The sequence below is a fragment of the Actinoallomurus sp. CA-150999 genome (assembly GCF_050942425.1).
In the GTDB taxonomy this organism is placed as follows: Bacteria; Actinomycetota; Actinomycetes; order Streptosporangiales; family Streptosporangiaceae; genus Actinoallomurus.
In genome coordinates, this window is record NZ_CP192063.1 from 8,193,900 (window position 1) to 8,212,252 (window position 18,353).

Consider the following 18,353-nt stretch of genomic DNA (forward strand, 5'->3'; position numbering starts at 1 on the left):
TCGACAGAGGCTCGCTACCCTCCCCCGCCTTCCCTCCCCCGCCAAGGGTCTCCTCGGAGGTATCTGATGAGCGCCTTCATGTCCCGTCGTACGGCCCTGCAGACCGCGGGTGCCGCGGCCCTGGCGAGCTATCTCGCCGGCAGTCCGGGCACCGCGCGAGCCGCCGACGACGAGGCGGACGCCTCACTGGTCACCTATCCCGTTCCGAACGGGGCGCCGGTCAACGACGGCTTCATCGTGAAGGTCCGCACACCGCGGCGCCGCTGGCAGAGGCTGGGCGTGTACCTGGCCACGCTCAACCTGATCAACACCACCACCGGCGCCGGCCAGACGCAGAACTCCTCCATGGCGTACTTCGACTTCACCGGCTCCGTGGAGGTCTCGGTCACCTACACCAAGGGCCGGATCCACCGCGCCAGGATCCGGCCGGACTCCTACGGCATCGAGCCCAGGGTGCACGGCGACACGCTGACGTTCACCCTGACCGAGCCCCGCAACGTCGTCATCCAGGTCAACGACGACATCTTCGACTGCGTCCACCTGCTGACGAACACCGTCGAGACCGACGTTCCCCACCCCGACGACCCGAACGTCATCTACTTCGGCCCCGGCGTGCACACCACGGCCGATGGCACCGTGACCGTCCCGAGCGGCTCGACGGTCTACCTCGCCGGCGGTGCCGTGCTGAAGTCGCGGGTGGTGTTCTCGAACGTCCAGAACGCCAGGCTGATCGGACGCGGCGTCATCTGGGCGGCACCCGGAGGCGGCGTGACCGCCGAATACTCCTCCGACATCACCATCGACGGCGTCACCATGCTGGACCCGAACGGCTACGCCGTCACCGCCGGTCAGGTAACCGGGCTGACGATCCGGAACATGCGGGCGTTCAGCGTCAAGGGCAACGGGGACGGAATCGACCTGTTCAGCTGCCGCAACGCCGTGATCGACGGCGTCTTCATGCGCAACGCCGACGACTGCGTCGCCATCTACAACCACCGCTGGAACTACTACGGCGACAGCAGCGACATCACCGTCAAGAACTCCACTCTCTGGGCCGACGTCGCCCACCCGATCAACGTCGGCACGCACGGCAACTCCGACAGCCCCGAAACGCTCTCCGACCTGACCTTCAGCAACCTCGACATCCTCGACCACCGCGAGCCGCAGATGCTCTACCAGGGCTGCATCGCGCTCAACCCCGGGGACAGCAACCTCATCAAGAACGTGCGGTGCGAGGACATCCGGGTCGAGGACTTCCGCCAGGGCCAGCTGATCAACATGCGGATCATGTACAACGCGAAGTACAACACCTCGCCGGGGCGGGGCATCGAGTCGGTGTACGTCAAGAACCTCCGCTACACCGGCACGCACGCCAACCCGTCGGTTCTGGTCGGGTACGACGACCAACGCCTCATCAAGGACGTCACCTTCGAGAACCTCGTCGTCAACGGCAGTGTGATCGCCGACAGCATGAAGAAGCCCAGCTGGTACCTGACGTCGGATTTCGTGCCGATGTACGCCAACGAGCACGTGACGGGCCTGAAGTTCATCACCACCGCCGAAGCCCAGGCGGCCGGCCGATGACCCGCGCGCTGAGCCGCCGCGGGTTCCTCGGCGCGGCGTCGTCCCTGGCGCTCGCCACCACGGTCCCGCTGTTCCCGCAGGAGCGGGCGCGCGCGGACGCGGGTCCGCATTTCGCCTTCGCGCACCCGGGGATCCTGCACCGGCAGGGCGACCTGGACCGCATGAAGGCGGCCGTCGCGGCCCGCCAGGACCCCGCCTACTCCGGCTATCTGGCGCTGGCCGCGCACCCCCGCTCGTCCGCCGGCTACACCGTGCAGAACACGGGACAGATCACATCCTGGGGCCGAGGCCCGACGAACTTCATGAACCAGGCGGTCGCCGACTCCGCCGCGGCCTACCAGAACGCGCTGATGTGGTGCGTCACCGGTGAGCGGGCCCACGCGGACAAGGCGCGCGACATCCTGAACGCCTGGTCGGCGTCGCTGCGGGTCATCACCGGAGCGGACGGCCAGCTCGGCGCCGGCCTGCAGGGCTTCAAGTTCGTCAACGCGGCGGAGCTGCTGCGGCACGGCGGCTACGACGGCTGGGCGCCGGCGGACATCGACCGATGCGAGCAGTCCTTCCTCGAGGTCTGGTACCGGTCGGTGTCGGGCTACATGCTCTACGCCAACGGCAACTGGGACCTGACGGCCATGCAGACGATCATCGCCATCGGCGTCTTCTGCGAGGACCGCACCCTGTTCGAGGACGCCCTGCGATTCGCCGCCGCCGGGGCGGGCAACGGCAGCGTGCCCCATCGCGTCGTCACCGCCGACGGTCAGGGCCAGGAGAGCGGCCGCGACCAAGGGCATGAGCAGCTGGCCGTCGGTCTGCTGGCCGACGTCGCCCAGGTCGCCTGGAACCAGGGCGTCGACCTCTACGGGTACCTGGGCGACCGGATCCTGGCGAACGTCGAGTACGCCGCGCGCTACAACCTCGGCCACGACGTGCCCTTCGTCCCGGACCTGGACCGGACCGGCAAGTACATCAAGCAGTCCGTTTCGGCGATCTCGCGGGGCAACCTCCCGCCGATCTACGAGATGGCCTACGCGCACTACCACGGTGTCCGCGGGCTGCCCACGCCGTACACCGAACAGGCGGTCTTCCGCGGCTCCGGCGGCGCCCGCGTGGTGGAGGGGAGCAACGACGACCTGCCGAGCTGGGGCACCCTGACGTTCGCGGGCACGACCACGCCGGCACCGCCCGCCGGACCACCGGCCGCGCCCGCCGGGCTGCACGCCGTGCCCGCGGAGAGCACCGTCACGATCTCCTGGCTCGCCACCGCGTGGGCGGACACCTACAGCGTGCTGCGGGCCACCGGCCCGGACGGACCGTACGAGCGGATCGCCGACGGGGTCGGGTCGACGTCGTACACCGACCGGCCACCGCACCGCGGCCGGACGTACCACTACACCGTGTCCGCGGCGAACGCCTCCGGCCGCAGCGCCGGCTCGGCCGTGATCGCCGCCTGCGCCGGGCTGCCGGAACCGTGGACCGGCCGGGACGTCGGTGACGTCCGGACGCCGGGCGGCGCGGCCTTCGACGGCGAGCGGTTCACCGTGGAGGCTGGTGGCGCGGACATCGGCGGTACGGCCGACGCCTTCCACCTCGTCCATCTTCCGCTGCGCGGCGACGGCGTCGTCACGGCACGAGTCGTGTGGCCGCTGAGCTCGCAGTACTCCAAGGTGGGCGTGACGATGCGCGGCGCGCTGACGGCCGACGCGCCGCACGCCTCGATGCTGATCCAAGGGCTTCCGCTCAGCACCTGGAGCGGCGTGTGGGCCGCCCGGACCTCGTCCGGCGGCCCGACCTCGGCCACCGGCAGCACGCCGGTGCCGCCGTCACAGCAGCAGGCCATCACGACGGCGGCCGCCTTCCCGCTCTCGAACCTCGGCACGCTCCCGGACTCCGCGACACCGCTGGCGGCGCCGTACGTGGAGGCGGCGGGCGACGGCTACCGGATGCGCATGCCGTTCTGGGTGCGGCTGGAACGCCGGCGGAACCGCTTCGTCGGGTCGATCTCCCCGGACGGCGCGGAGTGGACCGAGGTGGGCTCCACCGAGATCGACCTCGGCCCCGAGGTCCACGCCGGCCTGGTGCTGTGCTCCTGCCTCGGCGTCGACGAACCGTACGCCGAGACCGGAACGGCCGCGTTCGACAACGTCACCGTGACCGCCCGCGCCGATGGCGGCTGGACCACGCCTCGGCCCGCGCGCACGGCCACCGGCCTGCGGGCCGACGCCGGGCGCAGCGCGATCGAACTGACCTGGAGCGATCCGGATCTGGCCGCGACCTACACGGTTCTGCGCGCCACCGGCGCGAACGGCCCCTACGAGCCGATCGCCACCGGCGTGGCACCCGTCGGCTTCGGCGCCCGCATCCGGTACGTCGACGCCACCGGGACGCCGGGAAGGACGTACCGCTACGTCGTCGCCAAGACCAACTCCGGTGGCCGGGGGCCGCATTCGGCACCGGCGAGCGCGGTCATGCCGGCCCCGCCGGCACCCGTGATCACCGGCCCGGCCGCCGCGTTCGCCGACCGGGGTGAACCGTTCCGGTACCTGATCAGCGCCTCGTCCGACCCGGTGCGTTTCTCCGCCCGCGGTCTGCCCGAGGGGCTACGCCTGGACCGGCGCACCGGTCTGATCTCCGGGACGCCCGCCGAGACGGGTCCGTTCGCGGTCGTGATGACGGCGGCCAACGCCACGGCGTCCGTCTCCGCTCCCCTCGCCCTCACGGTCGGCACGCCACCGCCCGAACCCTGGTCGTACGGCGATGTCGGCGATGTCGTCCTCGACGAACGGCAGTCGGGCACCTTTGGTGTCGCCGCCGTTCACGCTCCGGGGATCACGAGTCATGACGGCGGCGTCTTCACCGTGCGCGGCACCGGTCCCGACCTCAACGTCAACGGCCAAGGCTGGACCGGGCAGTTCGCCCGCGTTCCCGTCACCGGCGATCACACGCTCACCGCTCGCGTCGTCTCCCGCGCGGGCGCGGTGACGGCCGATCGCGTGGGCCTGCTCATGGCCAAGTCGCTCTCGCCGTTCGACCAGGCGGCCGGAGCCATCGTGACCAGTACGGGCGGTGCCGCCGCCGGGACGCCACAGCTCCTGCTGCGCAAGACCGTCGCCGGCGGAGGCACGACGCTCGCGGGCGGCTCCGAGGTCCGGCTTCCGCTCTGGCTGCGCCTGACACGGACCGGCACCACCTTCACCGCGGACGTCTCCTCCGACGGCCTGACCTGGACCCCCATCGGCCAGGGCACCATCCCCGCCTTCGGCGACGCCCCCTATTACGCCGGCCTCGTGGTGTGCTCCCACGATCCGGCCACCCTGACGACGGCGCTCTTCGACCACGTGAGCGTCACGCAGACCACCTCCTGACCGAAAGTCCCCGCAGGGAAGGAGTTCCACCACGATGGACGGCAGGAACACGCACCGGATGAGCCGACGCGACCTGCTTCGCACAGCCGGCGGCGTCGCCGCGGCCGGCACGGCGGCGGCGCTCATCGGCGGCAGGGCGAGCGCCGCGCCCGCCACCTTCACCCACCCCGGCATGCTGCACAACTGGGGCGACATCAACCGCGCCAAGGTGCGGGTGAAAGCCGGAAACGACCCGTGGCTGTCGGGCTGGAACCGGCTGGTCGCCAACCCGCACTCCGCCAGCACCTGGAAGGCCAACCCGCAGGCCACCATCATCCGCGGTGGCACCGGCCAGAACTACGGCATCCTCTACAACGACATCGCCGCCGCCTACCAGAACGCGCTGCGCTGGAACGTCGCCGGAACCACCGCCAACGGCGACTGCGCCCGCGACATCCTCAACGCCTGGTCCGCCAAGCTCACGACCGTCACCGGCGACGCCGACCGGTTCCTCGCCGCCGGGATCTACGGCTGGGAGTTCGCCAACGCGGCCGAGCTGATGCGCGGCTACAGCGGCTTCGACCTCGCCCGGTTCCAGAAGATGATGGTCGACGTCTTCTACCCGCTCAACAACCAGTTCCTCACCAAGCACAACGACGCCTGCATCACCAACTACTGGGCCAACTGGGACCTGTGCAACGTCGCCTCGGTCCTCGCCATCGGCATCCTCACCGACAACGCGGCAAAGTTCGACCAGGCCGTCGACTACTTCAAGAACGGCGCGGGCAACGGCTCCATCGCCCACGCCGTGCCCTTCCTCTACTCCAACGTGGACGGGTACGACCTCGGCCAGTGGCAGGAGTCGGGCCGGGACCAGGGCCACACCATGATGGGCATGGGCCAGATGGGCGCCATCTGCGAGATGGCCTGGAACCAGGGCACCGACCTGTACAGCTACGACGGCCGGCGGTTCATGAAGGCCGCCCAGTACGTCGCCAAGTACAACACCGGCAACAGCGTGCCGTTCACGACCTACACCTGGGGCAGCGGCACCAACTGCTCAAAGCAGTCGCAGACCGTGATCTCCTCCGCCTCGCGCGGGCAGGTGCGGCCGGTGTGGGACATGATCTACTACCACTACGCCCGCCGCCTCAATCTGAGCGTCCCGTACATCGCCACCATCGCCGGGAACGGACGCCCCGAAGGCGGAGGCGGCGACTACGGCTCCGACAGCGGCGGCTACGACCAGCTCGGCTTCGGCACCCTGATGTACGCCAAGTGAGCGGTTCCGGCCGGCGAGGGGCCCGGGCTCCTCGCCGGCCGGACGCCGTTCATCGAGCGAGCCCGCCCGACGACCGGCTGCCTCTCAGCAGGAGGCCGCCGTGGGCTGTGGACGGGGCCCAGATGCCGTCTCCGGCGTAACTGACGTCGTAGCCGAGGAGCCCGCCGAGGAGGCCACCGCACGTGGCCTTCCCGTCGGCATCGGTGACCACGTCGCAGGCCGTACGGCCGCCGGCGCTGAACTTCACGGACCGGCCCGCGATCGGCCTCCCGGTCGCGGTGTCGGTGAGCGTCGCCGTCGCCGAACCGAGCGAGATGCCCCCCGCCCGCATCGTCGTGGCGTACGGAGTCGGCGGGCTCATCCTGAGGGAGGCCGCGACCTTGACCTCCCCGGAGGGGCTCGTGTTCGCGTCCGCCGACCAGAGGTACTCGACCGCCGAGTCGGCGTTTCCCTGCTGGTTGAGGCAGTCGGACCGAGGGTCGCTGATGTCTCGGGTGTTGTCGGTGACGTATCCGCCGAGCGGGGCGAAGATCGCGTCCGGCCAGCACAGGTACTTCACGGAATCGGGCGCTGCTTGGGGATTGTCGGAGCCCGACAGCGCGACGGCCAGGCTCGGCGGCCCGCTGTTCACGTGACCGTCGACGACGACGGTGTCGCCCGCCGTCGTGCTGGTCTGCTCCACGCCGACGGTCGGGTCGAACGGCCCGTAGGGCACGCCCGCCGTCCGCGGTTGGATGACGGGTCCGTCATCGGCGCCGATCGCGGTGTCCCACAGATACTGGATCTGGTACTTGTGCCGAGGCGTGTTGAAATCGTTGATCGTCGTTGTGACGGTGACGCGCGAGTTCGCCACGGTGTCGCCGGTGACCGAGACGTCCTGAGCCAGCAAGAAGCCTCCGGCCTGCCAGTGGGTCGTCCTGGTGGTCCCCGTGGTCTGCTGGAACGACACCCGGTCGTCGAGCGAGACCTCGTTCGCATGGGTGAGCATCCGGCCCTGCACGTAGTCCACGCCCGCGGTCACGTCGCGGACGATCATGTAGCTCGTCCCGGGCGCTCCCTGGCCGAACAGCACGTCGCGGCCCGCGCCCGACGGGTTGTTCGCGCCGGTCATGACCGTGAACTGACCGACCCCGGCGCTGCTGCCCGACGGGGTCTCATAGACCTGGAACACGCCGTTCCCGAACCCTCCGGCCGGGAGGGCGGACCCGGCGCGCCGCGCCAGTGCCTTCGACGCACGCAGAACGCGGGACTTCACCTGCCTCGGCTGCGGTCTGCCGGCCGTCGCGGAGGGCCGTCCGCCCGCGGCGTCGGCCGTGGAATGTACGGCGACCGCGCTGGAACAGCCAAGGACGGCCACGACCGCCAGGCGCGGAAACCAGAGGCTTCGTCTCATCGTTCTCGTTCCTTCGCTGTCAGATCTCGATGGCGTCTGCGTAGACGAGCCGGGTGCCCTGGTCGGACAGCCGTTCACGCTCCTCGACCACCAGCCGCATCCGCCGGCTGCCGCGGCTCGCGGGCAGCCTGATGTCGCTGCCCCACTGGCCGCCGGAGGGCGCGAGGTCGACCTCTGAGTCCGTTCTCCAGCCCACGGCCCCGACCGGCTTCGGGTCTGCCACCTGGACCAGGACCTTCAGCTGAGCCTTCTTGTCCGTGGCCGCCGTGTAGGTCGTGCCGGCGACGGCGACGTGAACGAGAGTCGCGTCAGAGGCGTTGAAGACCATCGACAGGGTGCGGTCCGGATTGAGCTGGGCGAACTGGGCCGGCACGACCGGTGATATCTCGAGGCCGCTCAAGGAGTTCGGCTGGAAACGCGCCAGCGCGAGCCGAACGAACGGGTCATAGGAATCGTCCTGCGTCATCGTGATGTCGCAGTACCACAGCTGCCGGTCCTTGTCGTAGGCGACCGCGTGCGGTGCCACGGCGACCGTTTCGGTGAGCTCCTTGAGGTGGTCCGACTCGGCCAGGCGATATCCCGGCTTCGCGCCGCGTGCCAGCGGAAACTCGCTCATGCCGGGGGCGACCGTCGTCGGCGCGGAGGCGAATATCGGGTCCTGCCCACGCAAGGTGACGTACTGCCGGAGCTTCGCCGGCAGGTCGCCCTTTCCCTCGAACAGGACGACGCCCAGGATCTCGCCGTCGCCCGACGAATACCACGGGCGGCGGAGATATACGCGCAGTCCGTTTCCGCGCCGGATGCTGGAGATCTTCGTGCTGTCGGCCGTCTTCTCCCAGCCGAAGGTGGGGACGATATAGGCGATGTCTGGGACCGACGGCCGCGCCGAGGATCGGACGTTCACCACGACCGGCTGCTGCGCCTCGGTGTTCGTCCTGGTCACCGAGCCCTCGACGAATTCGACCGCCACCGTGGCGCCGTCGCCGATGGCCGATTCCTGGCCGGACCGGGCCAGCGTTCCGGCCGCGTGGCTCACGACGTAGTCCCCCATCACCTCGCTCGACGAGCTGAAGTCCTGCTTGAAGACCTTGTTGGTGAGGAGGTCGGTGACGGTGAGGGTTCCGGGCGCGATGCCGCCCTCGGCCAGTGTGACCGGTGTGGTCCCCGACAGCGCGACCTCGGCCTTCTTCACGAAGAACTCCACGTAGCGCGACGATCCGGTCGCGCCGAAGGTGACCTGGCGGTGGATGGTGTCGTGGAACTCGTGACGGTCGGCCAGGGAGAGCCGGTCGCCTGCGGGGTCGTCCGCCGCCGCCACGAGCTTCACGACGTGTGCGCTGCCCTTGCGCTGGGTCGGCTCCGGATTGCCGGGGTCGTCGAGCGGCTCGGTCCACGTCGCCTCGATGTCCACGTGGTGCGTGCTCGCCCGGTGGAACTTCAGCACGTCGATGATCCGTGCCGTGGTGTCTCCCGGCTGACGCACCGCCACCGGCTTGACGTAGGTGGGCGGTGCGATGGGCTGGATGACGGCGTGGGAGAGCCGCAGCGTCTTCGGCGGGGTCAGCTGCCAGAGCTGCCCCTGGGCGGCGAGCTTACGGAGGTCCTGAACGGTCCGTCCCCCGCTGGGGGTGTGCCCGCTCCGCACGAACCAGTTCCAGACCCCCAGCAGGTCCACGTCGGCGTCGTTCATCCGGCTGGAGTAGGCCACGTCGACGGTCTCGCCGGGAGGGAGCCGAACCGTCAGGACCCGGGACACCCGGTCGTAGTTCGGTTCTCCCGTGCCGTTGATCAGGCGGATCCGGAAAGCGTTGGGCCCTCCCAGCGGGAGAAGATTCGCGAAGTCGACGGAGAAGATCTCATCGGGGTCCGTTCCGGGGAGTCCGCGGAAGGCGACGCCGCGAGCGAGCACGTCGGTGATGTACGGGACCGCGAGCACCGGATCGGAGTGGTAGTGGGTGTCGCCCCAGCCGTCCGGATCGGCGCTGCCGCCGGAGTTCAGCGATCTCCTGTCGCGTTCGGCGATCTCGGAGTAGGCGGAGACGTCCATCCCGCCCGGGTTGAGGGGCGAGGCCGGCACGTCGTACAGGCCGTGGTGCTCCGCCATCAGCTGGCTCATCCGCGGCTGGGCGACGTGGCGCTGGCAGTCCCCCGTGGCCGGAGCGTTGTAGTTCCCCCTGACCACCATGAGCAGTGCCGACTCCCCCGTGGTGCGCGGAGCGGTCGGCAGGAGCACGGGCGCGGTGACCGCCTCGAACCGCAGGTACGTGACCATGGGGGAACCGGAGTCCGCGGCCGGGTCCTCCGGTCCTCGGCCGTTGCCGGTGATGTCCACGGTCCGCGCCCGGAACCGGTAGCTCCGGCCATAGCGCAGCTTGGGGAGTCCGGTCGCGTGAAAGGAGGTCTTGAGCTTCACCGGACCGGTGGCGTCACTGTCGGGGCCGACCGTCACCTGTTTCCCGTTGATCGTCTCCTGCGTGCTTCCCGGACGGTTGGTCACCAGGCTGTAGCCGCTCCAGTTGAACACCGACTCGTGCAGGTAGATCGTCGGATCGTCGACCCGCTGGGTGTGCGCGAGGTGGACGATGCCCTCGTCCTCGGCGGTGATCGCCAGCCCGTTGACGTCGTAGGTCCCCTTGCGGCGGCACAGGCTGTACCAGCGCTTGGACGTGTCGTCCCAGACGTCGACCCGAACGCCGTAGGTGAGGTCCTCGGCGGAGAAGGGGTCCGTGGCGAGCCCGGTGAGGTTCGCCGCCCGCGTCGTGGTCTTCGTCAACGTCTGGTGGAGCTGCTGGGCACGGCCGAAGTGGACGATGGAGAAGCCGCTGCTGCGCAGGGCCGGCACTGGCGCGGGCTCCCCGCCGCTGTCCTGAGGGCGGGCGGCGGTCGTCGCCTGGTGTGCTTTCTTGAGCCCGAATATCGGGGCCGTGTTGCGGGTGTTGAGGGTCGTGCTGAACGTCGTCAGCAGGGCGGCGGCCGAGTCGGCCTCGACCTCGATGACGCCGTACTGATCGGTGTTGAGCGCGAGGAAGCCGTCCTTCGTGGTCGTGCCCGAGGTCTTCGCCGCGAACGCGGTCTTGGTCAGCGTCGCGGCCACCACGGGGTAGATCGCGTCGTACGACGCGGACCCCGGCCAGTCGGCCTCCAGGGTGAGGTTGACCGGGTCGCTGGGGATGGGAATCCCGATCGCGGCCGGGTCCACGGTGAGGTCCACGATCAGGCCGAGCGAGCGCTGCAGCATCGGGTACTGCGCGAAGGAGCTCAACGCCGTGTGAAAGTCCAGATCGCCAGGGCTCTGGATGATGTTCATGTGGGCGGCGAGGGAATGGGTCTTCGGTGTGGGATTGGTGTTGTCCTTCCTGTTGTGGAACAGCTCGGCGAGGAGAAAGTTGATCTCCGCCGCGGAGAACCCCGGCAGCGCGCCTCCCAGGAAGAAGCCCTTGGCCAGTTCCGTGTTGATCGCCTCGATGGCCTTCAGCCGCCGTTGCGGTGACATGTAGATATCGGTGACTGATTCGCTCTCGGCAAGGTGCTTCCGGGCGATTTCGCGCCCCTCGCTCGGAAAGTAGTCGTTGACGGTCGCCGGCGCCGTCGGATTGAACGCCATCGTCAGGGTGTGCTCGGAATAGGCCATGGACCGGGCCGCGACGCTCGGCCAGGAACGAATGGGCGGAACACCCGTGGCGGCCAGCGGGACGGGCCGCGCCGTGACCGGGGTGTCCTTGGTGAAGAGCCGCTGCCACAGATCCAGCCGAGGGGCAGCGCTCACGATGGTGGCGGGCGCCTTCTTGCCGCCCTGGAAGGTCACCGAGTACGCCGGCTTGACCTGGGGCCAGCTCAGCCAGTCGACAAAACCGCTCAGCGTCGCGGCACCCGACAGGCGGGGGGCGACGAGAACGGATATCCGCAGCATTCCGCTGGAATAGCCGTTCGGCACAGGCGTCCACACGATTTGTGACGCGGCCATTTCACAACTCCTCGCGGATCATCGTCAGCCGGCGAATGAGGCGCAGTAGAGAGCCCAGTCGTCCCTGCTCATCAGATCGCCGAACGTATGGCTGCGATCCGTGAGGGCACGGGCCGACGCGTGCGCGGCGACGGTGCTCGGCGAGCTGCCGCCGCCGAAGACCTTGGTGAATTCGATCCCCACGCTCACGTGCCAGAACGTGATGTCGATGGAGACGGTCAGGTGCGCGTGGAACCAGACGGAACCGACTCCGTCCACGTTGACGTACTCGATGTCGGCGTAGAGCTCCGCGGTGATGTTGATCAGGCCGAGGACGCTCAGGCGGCCGGTGGCCCGCATGTAGCCGCCCAGCTGGACCTCGGTGTAGCTGCCCGCGCCGGGCGTATGCGGATCCCTCTCCTTGACCTGCGAGCTGAAGAAGACACCGAGCTCGATGAGGAGCCGGCCGGCGGCGACGACGAGGTCGAGGGACACATTGCCGATGACCTCGATCGACGCTTCGAGCTTCTCCAGCCTTCTCGTGCTGGCCTCCAGGAGGAAGTGCCCGCCGCCGCCGAGACCGTAGACGCTGACCTTGAATTTGTCGGCGGGGGCCCCGAAACCGAGCGAGGCCCGCAACGGGCCGCCTTTCGCCGCCGCGGTGCCCGTCACCGGCCCGCCCAGCGCGAGCGGCGAGAAGGGGAGGATCACGCCGACGTCAACGTGGATTCCTTCGAGCGTGAAGAGCCCCAGCGCGAGATCGGGGAAGTTGAGTGAGACGCCGACCCCGATCTTGGTCGTGTCGAAATCGGTGATTTTGAAGCCGAGTCCGAACTTCTTCGTGGCGGCGAGGCGCTTACCGCGCTTCCTGACGGCGAGGCGCCCACCGGCGCGCGTGGCCGAATCCGAGTCCGAGGGGGCCAGGCCGATGAGCTTCATCAGCCCGGTCAGGAAATCCAGCGGCGCGGAGAGCTCGATGGATTTGATGTCCGGATCGCATTTCGCGCCGGGTCCGAGCTGATAGGAGAAGACGAACTTGTTGAACGTGACGACGATGGGCGTCAGATCGACCTTGAAGTCCGTCACGCTCGCGTCGACCTTGGCGATCGCCTTGTCGACCGTGTCGGCATCTTTGTTATCGAAAAGGATCTGATTGGTGACGACCAGCGAGACCTTTGTCAGAACGCCACTGAAGCCCGTTATCACCTTGAATGGAGGAGGCGGCTTGGCCGTCACCGTCTCCTCGAACGTCATGGTGATCGTCTGGCCGATCGGTGCATAGGTGTAATGTATTTTGCCGTCTTTGTCCTTCGGAAAATCAAAGACCTTATGTATTTTGGGCCCATGGTCCTTGATGTTGCCTTCATCGAAGAGCAGGCCCAGGGCGATCTCACCGAACAACCCCGCCTGTGAGACGAGGTCCTTGATGTTGGGCGGGAAGGCTTGATCGAACTTTATCTTTCCGCTGTCCTGGACGGTGTCGATCGAGTCCTGCAGCCCGAGGGCCACGCCGGTGAGCCTGGAAAGACCGCCGATCTCCATGTGTGGGGTGGCGACGCCGCCGGCATTGAGGCTGTTCTCGACCGAACGCCGGACCGGCTTGTCGTCGCTCCGGTCCCCCCGGCTCAACCGGTCGAGGGCGGCGACCGAGTCCTGCACCCGCACGAAGATCTGCGGGTCGTTTCCGGCGGCGACCAGCGCCTTGTTGAACCCGAAGTCATGTTCCAGGTACTTCGGATCCGGCATGAGGAACACCGGGCCGCCCGTGCCGATGATGGCGTCGACGGCCGGGACCTGAGCCTCGGCGGCGAGCAGCCTCGGGTAGAACACCGGCGAATCCACGTGGGCGTGGTCCTTGCCGTCCGAGGGCCGGCCGGGTTCAAGCGGAGGGAGCACGGTGCCCCGTGGTCCTTCGACGCCCCAATACCAGCGGACCGTCGGGAAGCTCGCCGTCCCCCGCGTCTCCTCCTTCGCGTAGGCCACGGTCTGGCCGCGCAGGTCGATCACCCGCCGGGCGTCCACCTCCGGCCCGACGATGTCGGCGTAGGTGCCGAACTTACCGAGCACGCTCTTGAACAGGGGGTCGTCGGTGTTCCGGGCGGGATCCGCCGGCACGAACGCCATCGGCGAGGTGAACTCGATCCGCCGGCCGGTCACGTCGGTGGCCACGAAGGCGAAGACCACGTCGGAGTGGCCGCCGCCGGGCTTGAGGGCGTTGATGTCCTGGATCCAGAACGCCGGCGACGTCGCGTCGGGCGGCCCGCCCAGGAGCGGGTCGAGCTTCTCCGGCAGATCCGGAAGCGTGGTGTTCTTGATGGTGACGTCGGTGAACGGGAACGCGCGCCCGCCCCAGTTCTGGAACGGCGCCGCATAGGTCTTCACGCGCTCGGTGATCCGGATGAACAGGCGTTGCTTCAGGTAGGCGACCCCGGTGGCCGCGTCGACCTCCCGCTTGGTCTCGGAGATCAACTCCGCCCGATGCCCGAACGGGAACAGGAAGCCGTACTCCTCGACGACGACCTTGTTGTCGCGGCCCAGCCAGGAATGGTGCTCCCAGCGCTTGAGCTCGAACCCGACCGTCGGGATCCATTGGACGTCGAAGTCCAGCGTGGCGCCCACCGCGCTGAGCGCGAGCAGGTTGGCGTTGATCCGCTTGTACGCCCCGAGCGTCGGATTGCCGGCCAACTGGACGATCTGGGTGGGCGGATCGACGAAATGCGGCGGAAGCAGGTCGCGGTAGACCGAGGCCTCGTCCCCGACCGGCTGGTCGCGGTATACGGCGCGCAGCTTCGGAATGGCGACGTCGGCCGGCGCCGGGACGCCGATCGACTCCTGTGGCCTCCCCTTCGGGCCGCGCGGCGACAGCCGTGTGTGCCATAGCTCCGTCCGGTCACCGCGGGTGACGGGCGTGGCGGAATGCGCCCAGGTGGACGTCGGCTCGGGGGATTCCCACCCGGGGGTGAGGTGCAGCCAGTCGACCAGCAGCAGGTCGGTGTGCAACGCATCGGGAGGCGACCCGTTGGGCAGTCCGGTGGGCACCTGCATGATCCACTGCCACCACTGCAGCAGGCCTTCCTCGGTGTAAGGAAGGAGCTTGACCGTCTCCGGCACGACGAACGCGATCCGGCTGGGGCCGACCCCTTTGCTGCGTACGGTGCCAGGCGTCGGGTGCGGATTGCTCGAGTCCTCCAGGATGGTCTGTTCCATCACGTGCTGTGATTCGAAGCGGACCACGACGTAGGCGAGGACCGAGGAGTCCACGCGGCGCAACTGCGGCGGGTCGGTGTCGAACGTCGGCGCCAGGTTGTAGAAGTCGAAGTCGAGTACGAGCATGTCCTGCGGACGGACCAGGTGCAGGGTCGCCGTTGGCGCGCCGGCCGTCCCGGCCGTCAGCGCCCGCGGAAGCAGTCGTGGACCATCGCCCGAACCGAGCCCGACGACCATGATCGCGCCGCCGGCCGACAGCAATACCGTGCGCCTGGAGACGGAACGCTCCAAGGGAGATCGGCCGGAGTTCGCCCGCTCAGACATCGGCCGCCCTCCTCGCTGAGGACGCATGCCAAAAAACCATCGAAAACGACTCCCCCGGGCCCCGTGTGTCAAAACCGTATGTCAGGCCACAGATTGAACCCTTGACTCCGATCCGGACAAGACTCAGCAGAATTTGTTGCCACATCCGGCCAGCCGACGGTTACAGATAGTCATGATCGCAGAGTCTGACTGAAGATCGCGGTAGGGACGCGCCACCCGAGAGCCGCGCGGAGGCTACGACCGCTACTTGAGGGTTCGACGGTTGCGTCCAGGCGGTCTGTCGGCAAAAGTCCCAAATAGCACTTCAATGGAAGACTTGAAGGCAGGGATCTGATCGACCTCTTACTCGAAAGGGACGTACATCGTGACGAAGGACGAGATCGTCGAGTTCGTTGCCGGCCTGCCGGGGACCGTCGGTATGACCGCGAGCGAGGACAACGGAGCGCCGGAGGCGGCCTGGGGGGATTCCTTCTTCTACTACGACCCGTCCGGCGACGTGCCCACCGACCGCCAGCCTTTCGCCACGGTCGTGATCAAGGACTACGACGGGTTCGACACCGCATCCGACCTGAACCGCGACGGCGTGTTCCGGGTCAACATGGCGGTCGGCCGTAAGCGGTTCGAAGAGCTGATCGGCCACCCGCCCGCGGCGCACGCCGACCACCACGACGGCTTCGACTACACGGCGACCGACCGGCTCCTCCCCCACCCGGTCTACGCCGCTCAGGGCTGGGTCTGCGTCCTCAACCCGGGCGCCGCGACCGGCGAGCAGACGCTCTCCCTCCTGAAAGAGGCACACGCCCTGGACGCCGAACGGTTCGACCGGCGCAACCGCCACCGTTCGTAGCCCCTCGCCCGCCGTACAGGGGACGGGCTCTCCTCACCCGCGCGTCATATCGCCGCCATGGGCACCAGGTCATGATCACCGATGAGCCCTGGTACCCCAGAGAAAGGCGTTGCCGGTGATGAGGAAGTCATTGGTCGCGGCGTTCGTGGCGGCGGTGGTGACGTGCTCCGGAGCGGGCACGGCCACCGCGTCCGCCGAGGACGAACCGCAGTACACGAGTAAGACGCAGATCGCACCCGGAGTGGTGTTCCGGACCTTCCAGACGAACAGCGCGGGCGGCCTGGTCGTCGGTGACCTGCTCGAAGTCGACCTGCACAACCCGCACGTACGGGTCGGCCTGCTCCATCCCCCGGCGATCGCCCAGCGCGCGCAGGTGTCGGCCATGGCCAACGCCCAGCGGGCGGTGGCCGGGGTCAACGCGGACTTCTTCAACATCAGCGAGACCCATCCGGGGATCGTCCCGACCGGCTCGTCGGACGGACCGGAGATCGCCGACGGTCGTGACCTCAAGGGCGCGGTCCCCGACGGGCAACGGTTCGGCCCGGCGCTGCCCCCGGGCACGTCGACCAAGGACGTGCTCGGGGTCGGCCGGGACCACGAGGCCCGGGTGACGAGCCTGCGCCTGACCGGCTCGATCCGCACTCCGCACGGCAGGCTCCCGCTGCGCGGGCTGAACCAGTACGCCCTGCCGGTCGGCGGGATCGGCGCCTTCACCGCCGACTGGGGCGCGACCTCTCGGGCGCGCGCGGTCTGCGGCACCGACGCCGTGCGAAGCGATCCGTGCAGCCTCGACGCCGCCGAGGCGACCGTACGGCGCGGCGTCGTGACCCAGGTGAGCGACGTGGTCGGCGCGGGCCCGATCCCGGCGGACACCACCGTGCTGGTCGGCCGGGAGGAAGGGGCCGACGCCCTGCGCGGTCTCCACCCCGGCGACCGGGTACGGGTCCGCCACGACCTCGCGGGCCCCGGTCACCTGCGGTTCGCGGTCGGCGGCTTTCCGATCCTCCACGACAGGGCGCCCCTGACGGGTCTGGACGCCGTCACCCGGGCGCCGCGCACCGGCGCCGGAGTGAGCCGGAACGGCCGGCGGCTGTACCTCGTCGTCGTCGACGGCCGCCTCGCGAACAGCGCCGGCATGACCGTCGCCGAGCTGTCCGCCTTCCTCGCCCAGGTGGGTGCCGACGACGGGATGAACATGGACGGCGGCGGTTCCTCGACCTTCGCCGTACGCGCCCCGGGCGAGCCGTACGTGACCGTGCGCAACGCCCCGTCCGACGGGTCGGAGCGGGCGGTCGCCAACGGCATCGGCATCTTCACCCGCCCCTGAGGCGGACGGCGCCGCCGTGCCCGCCTGAGCCGGGCGCGGCGGCGCCGAGCTTCTCGTCCCTGTCGACGGTACGGAACCGCCATTCCTACCGGCCACGCGCCGTCCTGAGCTCGTCCCGCCCGTGTCGGCGCGTGATGGAGACGGGACCCGGAGCCCCGCTACTCCGGGTCCCGTCGCTCTATCAGGCGGCGACGGCCGGCGTGTAGTGACGCGCCTCGTCGCCCTCGATGACGTAGCTCTCCCCGCCGTCGACGCCGACCGGCACGTCGCCCGCGACGGTGACCCGATGCAGTCTGCGGGGCTGGTCCCCGAAGTCGTCCGGCGCGTAGTGCTGAGTGATCCGGTTGTCGAAGACCACCAGGTCACCCGGGTTCCACTGGACGCGCAGGATGTTCTCCGGCCGGATGACGTACTCCTGGAAGATCCGCAGGATGTCCCGTGACTCCGTGCCGTTCAGGCCGACGATCCGCTGCGCGAAGCCGCCGACGAACAGGCCGCGCTCGCCGGTCTCGGGGTGCACGCGGACGACCGGATGTCCCGTCCGGTAGCGAGTGGAGACGAACACCTCGCGGTACTTCGCGGCCTTCTCCGAATTCGTACGGGGAACCGCGTAGTCGTAGTCGTTGGTGTGCACCGCCCACAGCCGGTCGGCGAACTCCCGCAGCTCGGCGGGCAGGTCCCGGTAGGCCGCGGCCGCGTTGGCGATCAGCGTGTTGCCTCCGTACGGCGGGATGACCAGGGCGCGCAGCGTGCTGACCTTCGGCGGCGTGCGCACGAACGTCACGTCCGTGTGCCAGTGGTTGGAACGGATGCCCTCCTCTCCGTCGACCGGAAGGACATTGGGACTTCCGTCCACGGACGGGACGGTGGGGTGGGCCGTCGTCAGGTCGCCGAACCGCGCGGCGAAGCGGATCTGGCCTTCGTCGTCGAGGTCGGCGCCTCGAAAGACGAGCGCCTTGTGCTCGAGCAGCGCCGCGTTGATCTCCTCGAACGCGCCGGTGTCGAGGTGACCGAGGTCGGCGCCGGCGACCTCCGCGCCGATACGCCCGCCGATCTTCCGGATCTCGAGTGTGGACATGGGTCTCCTTCTCTCAGGGGTTCTCAG

General features: G+C 69.0%; 9 protein-coding genes. 5 read left to right on the forward strand and 4 right to left on the reverse strand.

All coding sequences use genetic code 11. The annotated features are described in order from the left end of the window. Nucleotides 1-66: 66 nt before the first annotated feature. From ACQP2O_RS37890 to ACQP2O_RS37900, 3 genes are read left to right on the forward strand one after another with little or no spacing between them, the layout of a single operon-like run. On the forward strand, nucleotides 67-1,584 hold the full coding sequence (locus tag ACQP2O_RS37890) for a glycosyl hydrolase family 28 protein (protein WP_433173747.1): 1,518 nt from the start codon (nucleotides 67-69) through the stop codon (nucleotides 1,582-1,584). Next, the gene (locus ACQP2O_RS37895; protein WP_433173749.1) at nucleotides 1,581-4,946 is read left to right on the forward strand and encodes an alginate lyase family protein; all 3,366 of its coding nucleotides are present in this window, start codon (nucleotides 1,581-1,583) and stop codon (nucleotides 4,944-4,946) included. Before ACQP2O_RS37890 ends, ACQP2O_RS37895 begins: the two co-directional genes overlap by 4 nt. Nucleotides 4,947-4,980: 34 nt before the next feature. Beyond that, nucleotides 4,981-6,207 carry an alginate lyase family protein gene (locus ACQP2O_RS37900; RefSeq protein WP_433173751.1) on the forward strand — a complete coding sequence of 409 codons (1,227 nt, stop codon included), beginning with the start codon at nucleotides 4,981-4,983 and terminating at the stop codon, nucleotides 6,205-6,207. Nucleotides 6,208-6,256: 49 nt separating this feature from the next. On the opposite strand, the gene ACQP2O_RS37905 is transcribed toward ACQP2O_RS37900, so the two are convergent. From ACQP2O_RS37905 to ACQP2O_RS37915, 3 genes are read right to left on the reverse strand one after another with little or no spacing between them, the layout of a single operon-like run. Beyond that, nucleotides 6,257-7,600: a hypothetical protein gene (locus ACQP2O_RS37905; RefSeq protein WP_433173752.1), complete on the reverse strand. Its 1,344-nt coding sequence runs from the start codon at nucleotides 7,598-7,600 to the stop codon at nucleotides 6,257-6,259. A 19-nt stretch (nucleotides 7,601-7,619) separates the two neighbouring features. After that, on the reverse strand, nucleotides 7,620-11,564 hold the full coding sequence (locus ACQP2O_RS37910; protein WP_433173754.1) for a hypothetical protein: 3,945 nt from the start codon (nucleotides 11,562-11,564) through the stop codon (nucleotides 7,620-7,622). 24 nt (nucleotides 11,565-11,588) lie between these two features. Further along, nucleotides 11,589-15,074 carry a hypothetical protein gene (locus tag ACQP2O_RS37915; RefSeq protein WP_433173756.1) on the reverse strand — a complete coding sequence of 1,162 codons (3,486 nt, stop codon included), beginning with the start codon at nucleotides 15,072-15,074 and terminating at the stop codon, nucleotides 11,589-11,591. Nucleotides 15,075-15,438: 364 nt separating this feature from the next. Between ACQP2O_RS37915 and ACQP2O_RS37920 the strand changes: the two genes are divergently transcribed. Further along, nucleotides 15,439-15,921 (forward strand): DUF6194 family protein, encoded by a 483-nt coding sequence (locus ACQP2O_RS37920; RefSeq protein ID WP_433173758.1) that lies wholly within the window; start codon nucleotides 15,439-15,441, stop codon nucleotides 15,919-15,921. A 118-nt stretch (nucleotides 15,922-16,039) separates the two neighbouring features. Next, entirely contained in the window at nucleotides 16,040-17,248 is a 1,209-nt protein-coding gene (locus tag ACQP2O_RS37925) for a phosphodiester glycosidase family protein (RefSeq protein WP_433173760.1), read from the forward strand. 181 nt (nucleotides 17,249-17,429) lie between these two features. On the opposite strand, the gene ACQP2O_RS37930 is transcribed toward ACQP2O_RS37925, so the two are convergent. Next, nucleotides 17,430-18,326 (reverse strand): TauD/TfdA dioxygenase family protein, encoded by an 897-nt coding sequence (locus ACQP2O_RS37930; RefSeq protein WP_433173762.1) that lies wholly within the window; start codon nucleotides 18,324-18,326, stop codon nucleotides 17,430-17,432. Nucleotides 18,327-18,353 lie beyond the last annotated feature (27 nt).

Excerpts from the sequence above, each read along its gene's own strand:
- ACQP2O_RS37890 (WP_433173747.1), top strand. The coding sequence starts at position 67 with ATGAGCGCCTTCATGTCCCGTCGTACGGCCCTGCAGACCGCGGGTGCC.
- ACQP2O_RS37895 (WP_433173749.1), top strand. The coding sequence starts at position 1,581 with ATGACCCGCGCGCTGAGCCGCCGCGGGTTCCTCGGCGCGGCGTCGTCC.
- ACQP2O_RS37900 (WP_433173751.1), top strand. The coding sequence starts at position 4,981 with ATGGACGGCAGGAACACGCACCGGATGAGCCGACGCGACCTGCTTCGC.
- ACQP2O_RS37905 (WP_433173752.1), bottom strand. The coding sequence starts at position 7,600 with ATGAGACGAAGCCTCTGGTTTCCGCGCCTGGCGGTCGTGGCCGTCCTT.
- ACQP2O_RS37910 (WP_433173754.1), bottom strand. The coding sequence starts at position 11,564 with ATGGCCGCGTCACAAATCGTGTGGACGCCTGTGCCGAACGGCTATTCC.
- ACQP2O_RS37915 (WP_433173756.1), bottom strand. The coding sequence starts at position 15,074 with ATGTCTGAGCGGGCGAACTCCGGCCGATCTCCCTTGGAGCGTTCCGTC.
- ACQP2O_RS37925 (WP_433173760.1), top strand. The coding sequence starts at position 16,040 with ATGAGGAAGTCATTGGTCGCGGCGTTCGTGGCGGCGGTGGTGACGTGC.
- ACQP2O_RS37930 (WP_433173762.1), bottom strand. The coding sequence starts at position 18,326 with ATGTCCACACTCGAGATCCGGAAGATCGGCGGGCGTATCGGCGCGGAG.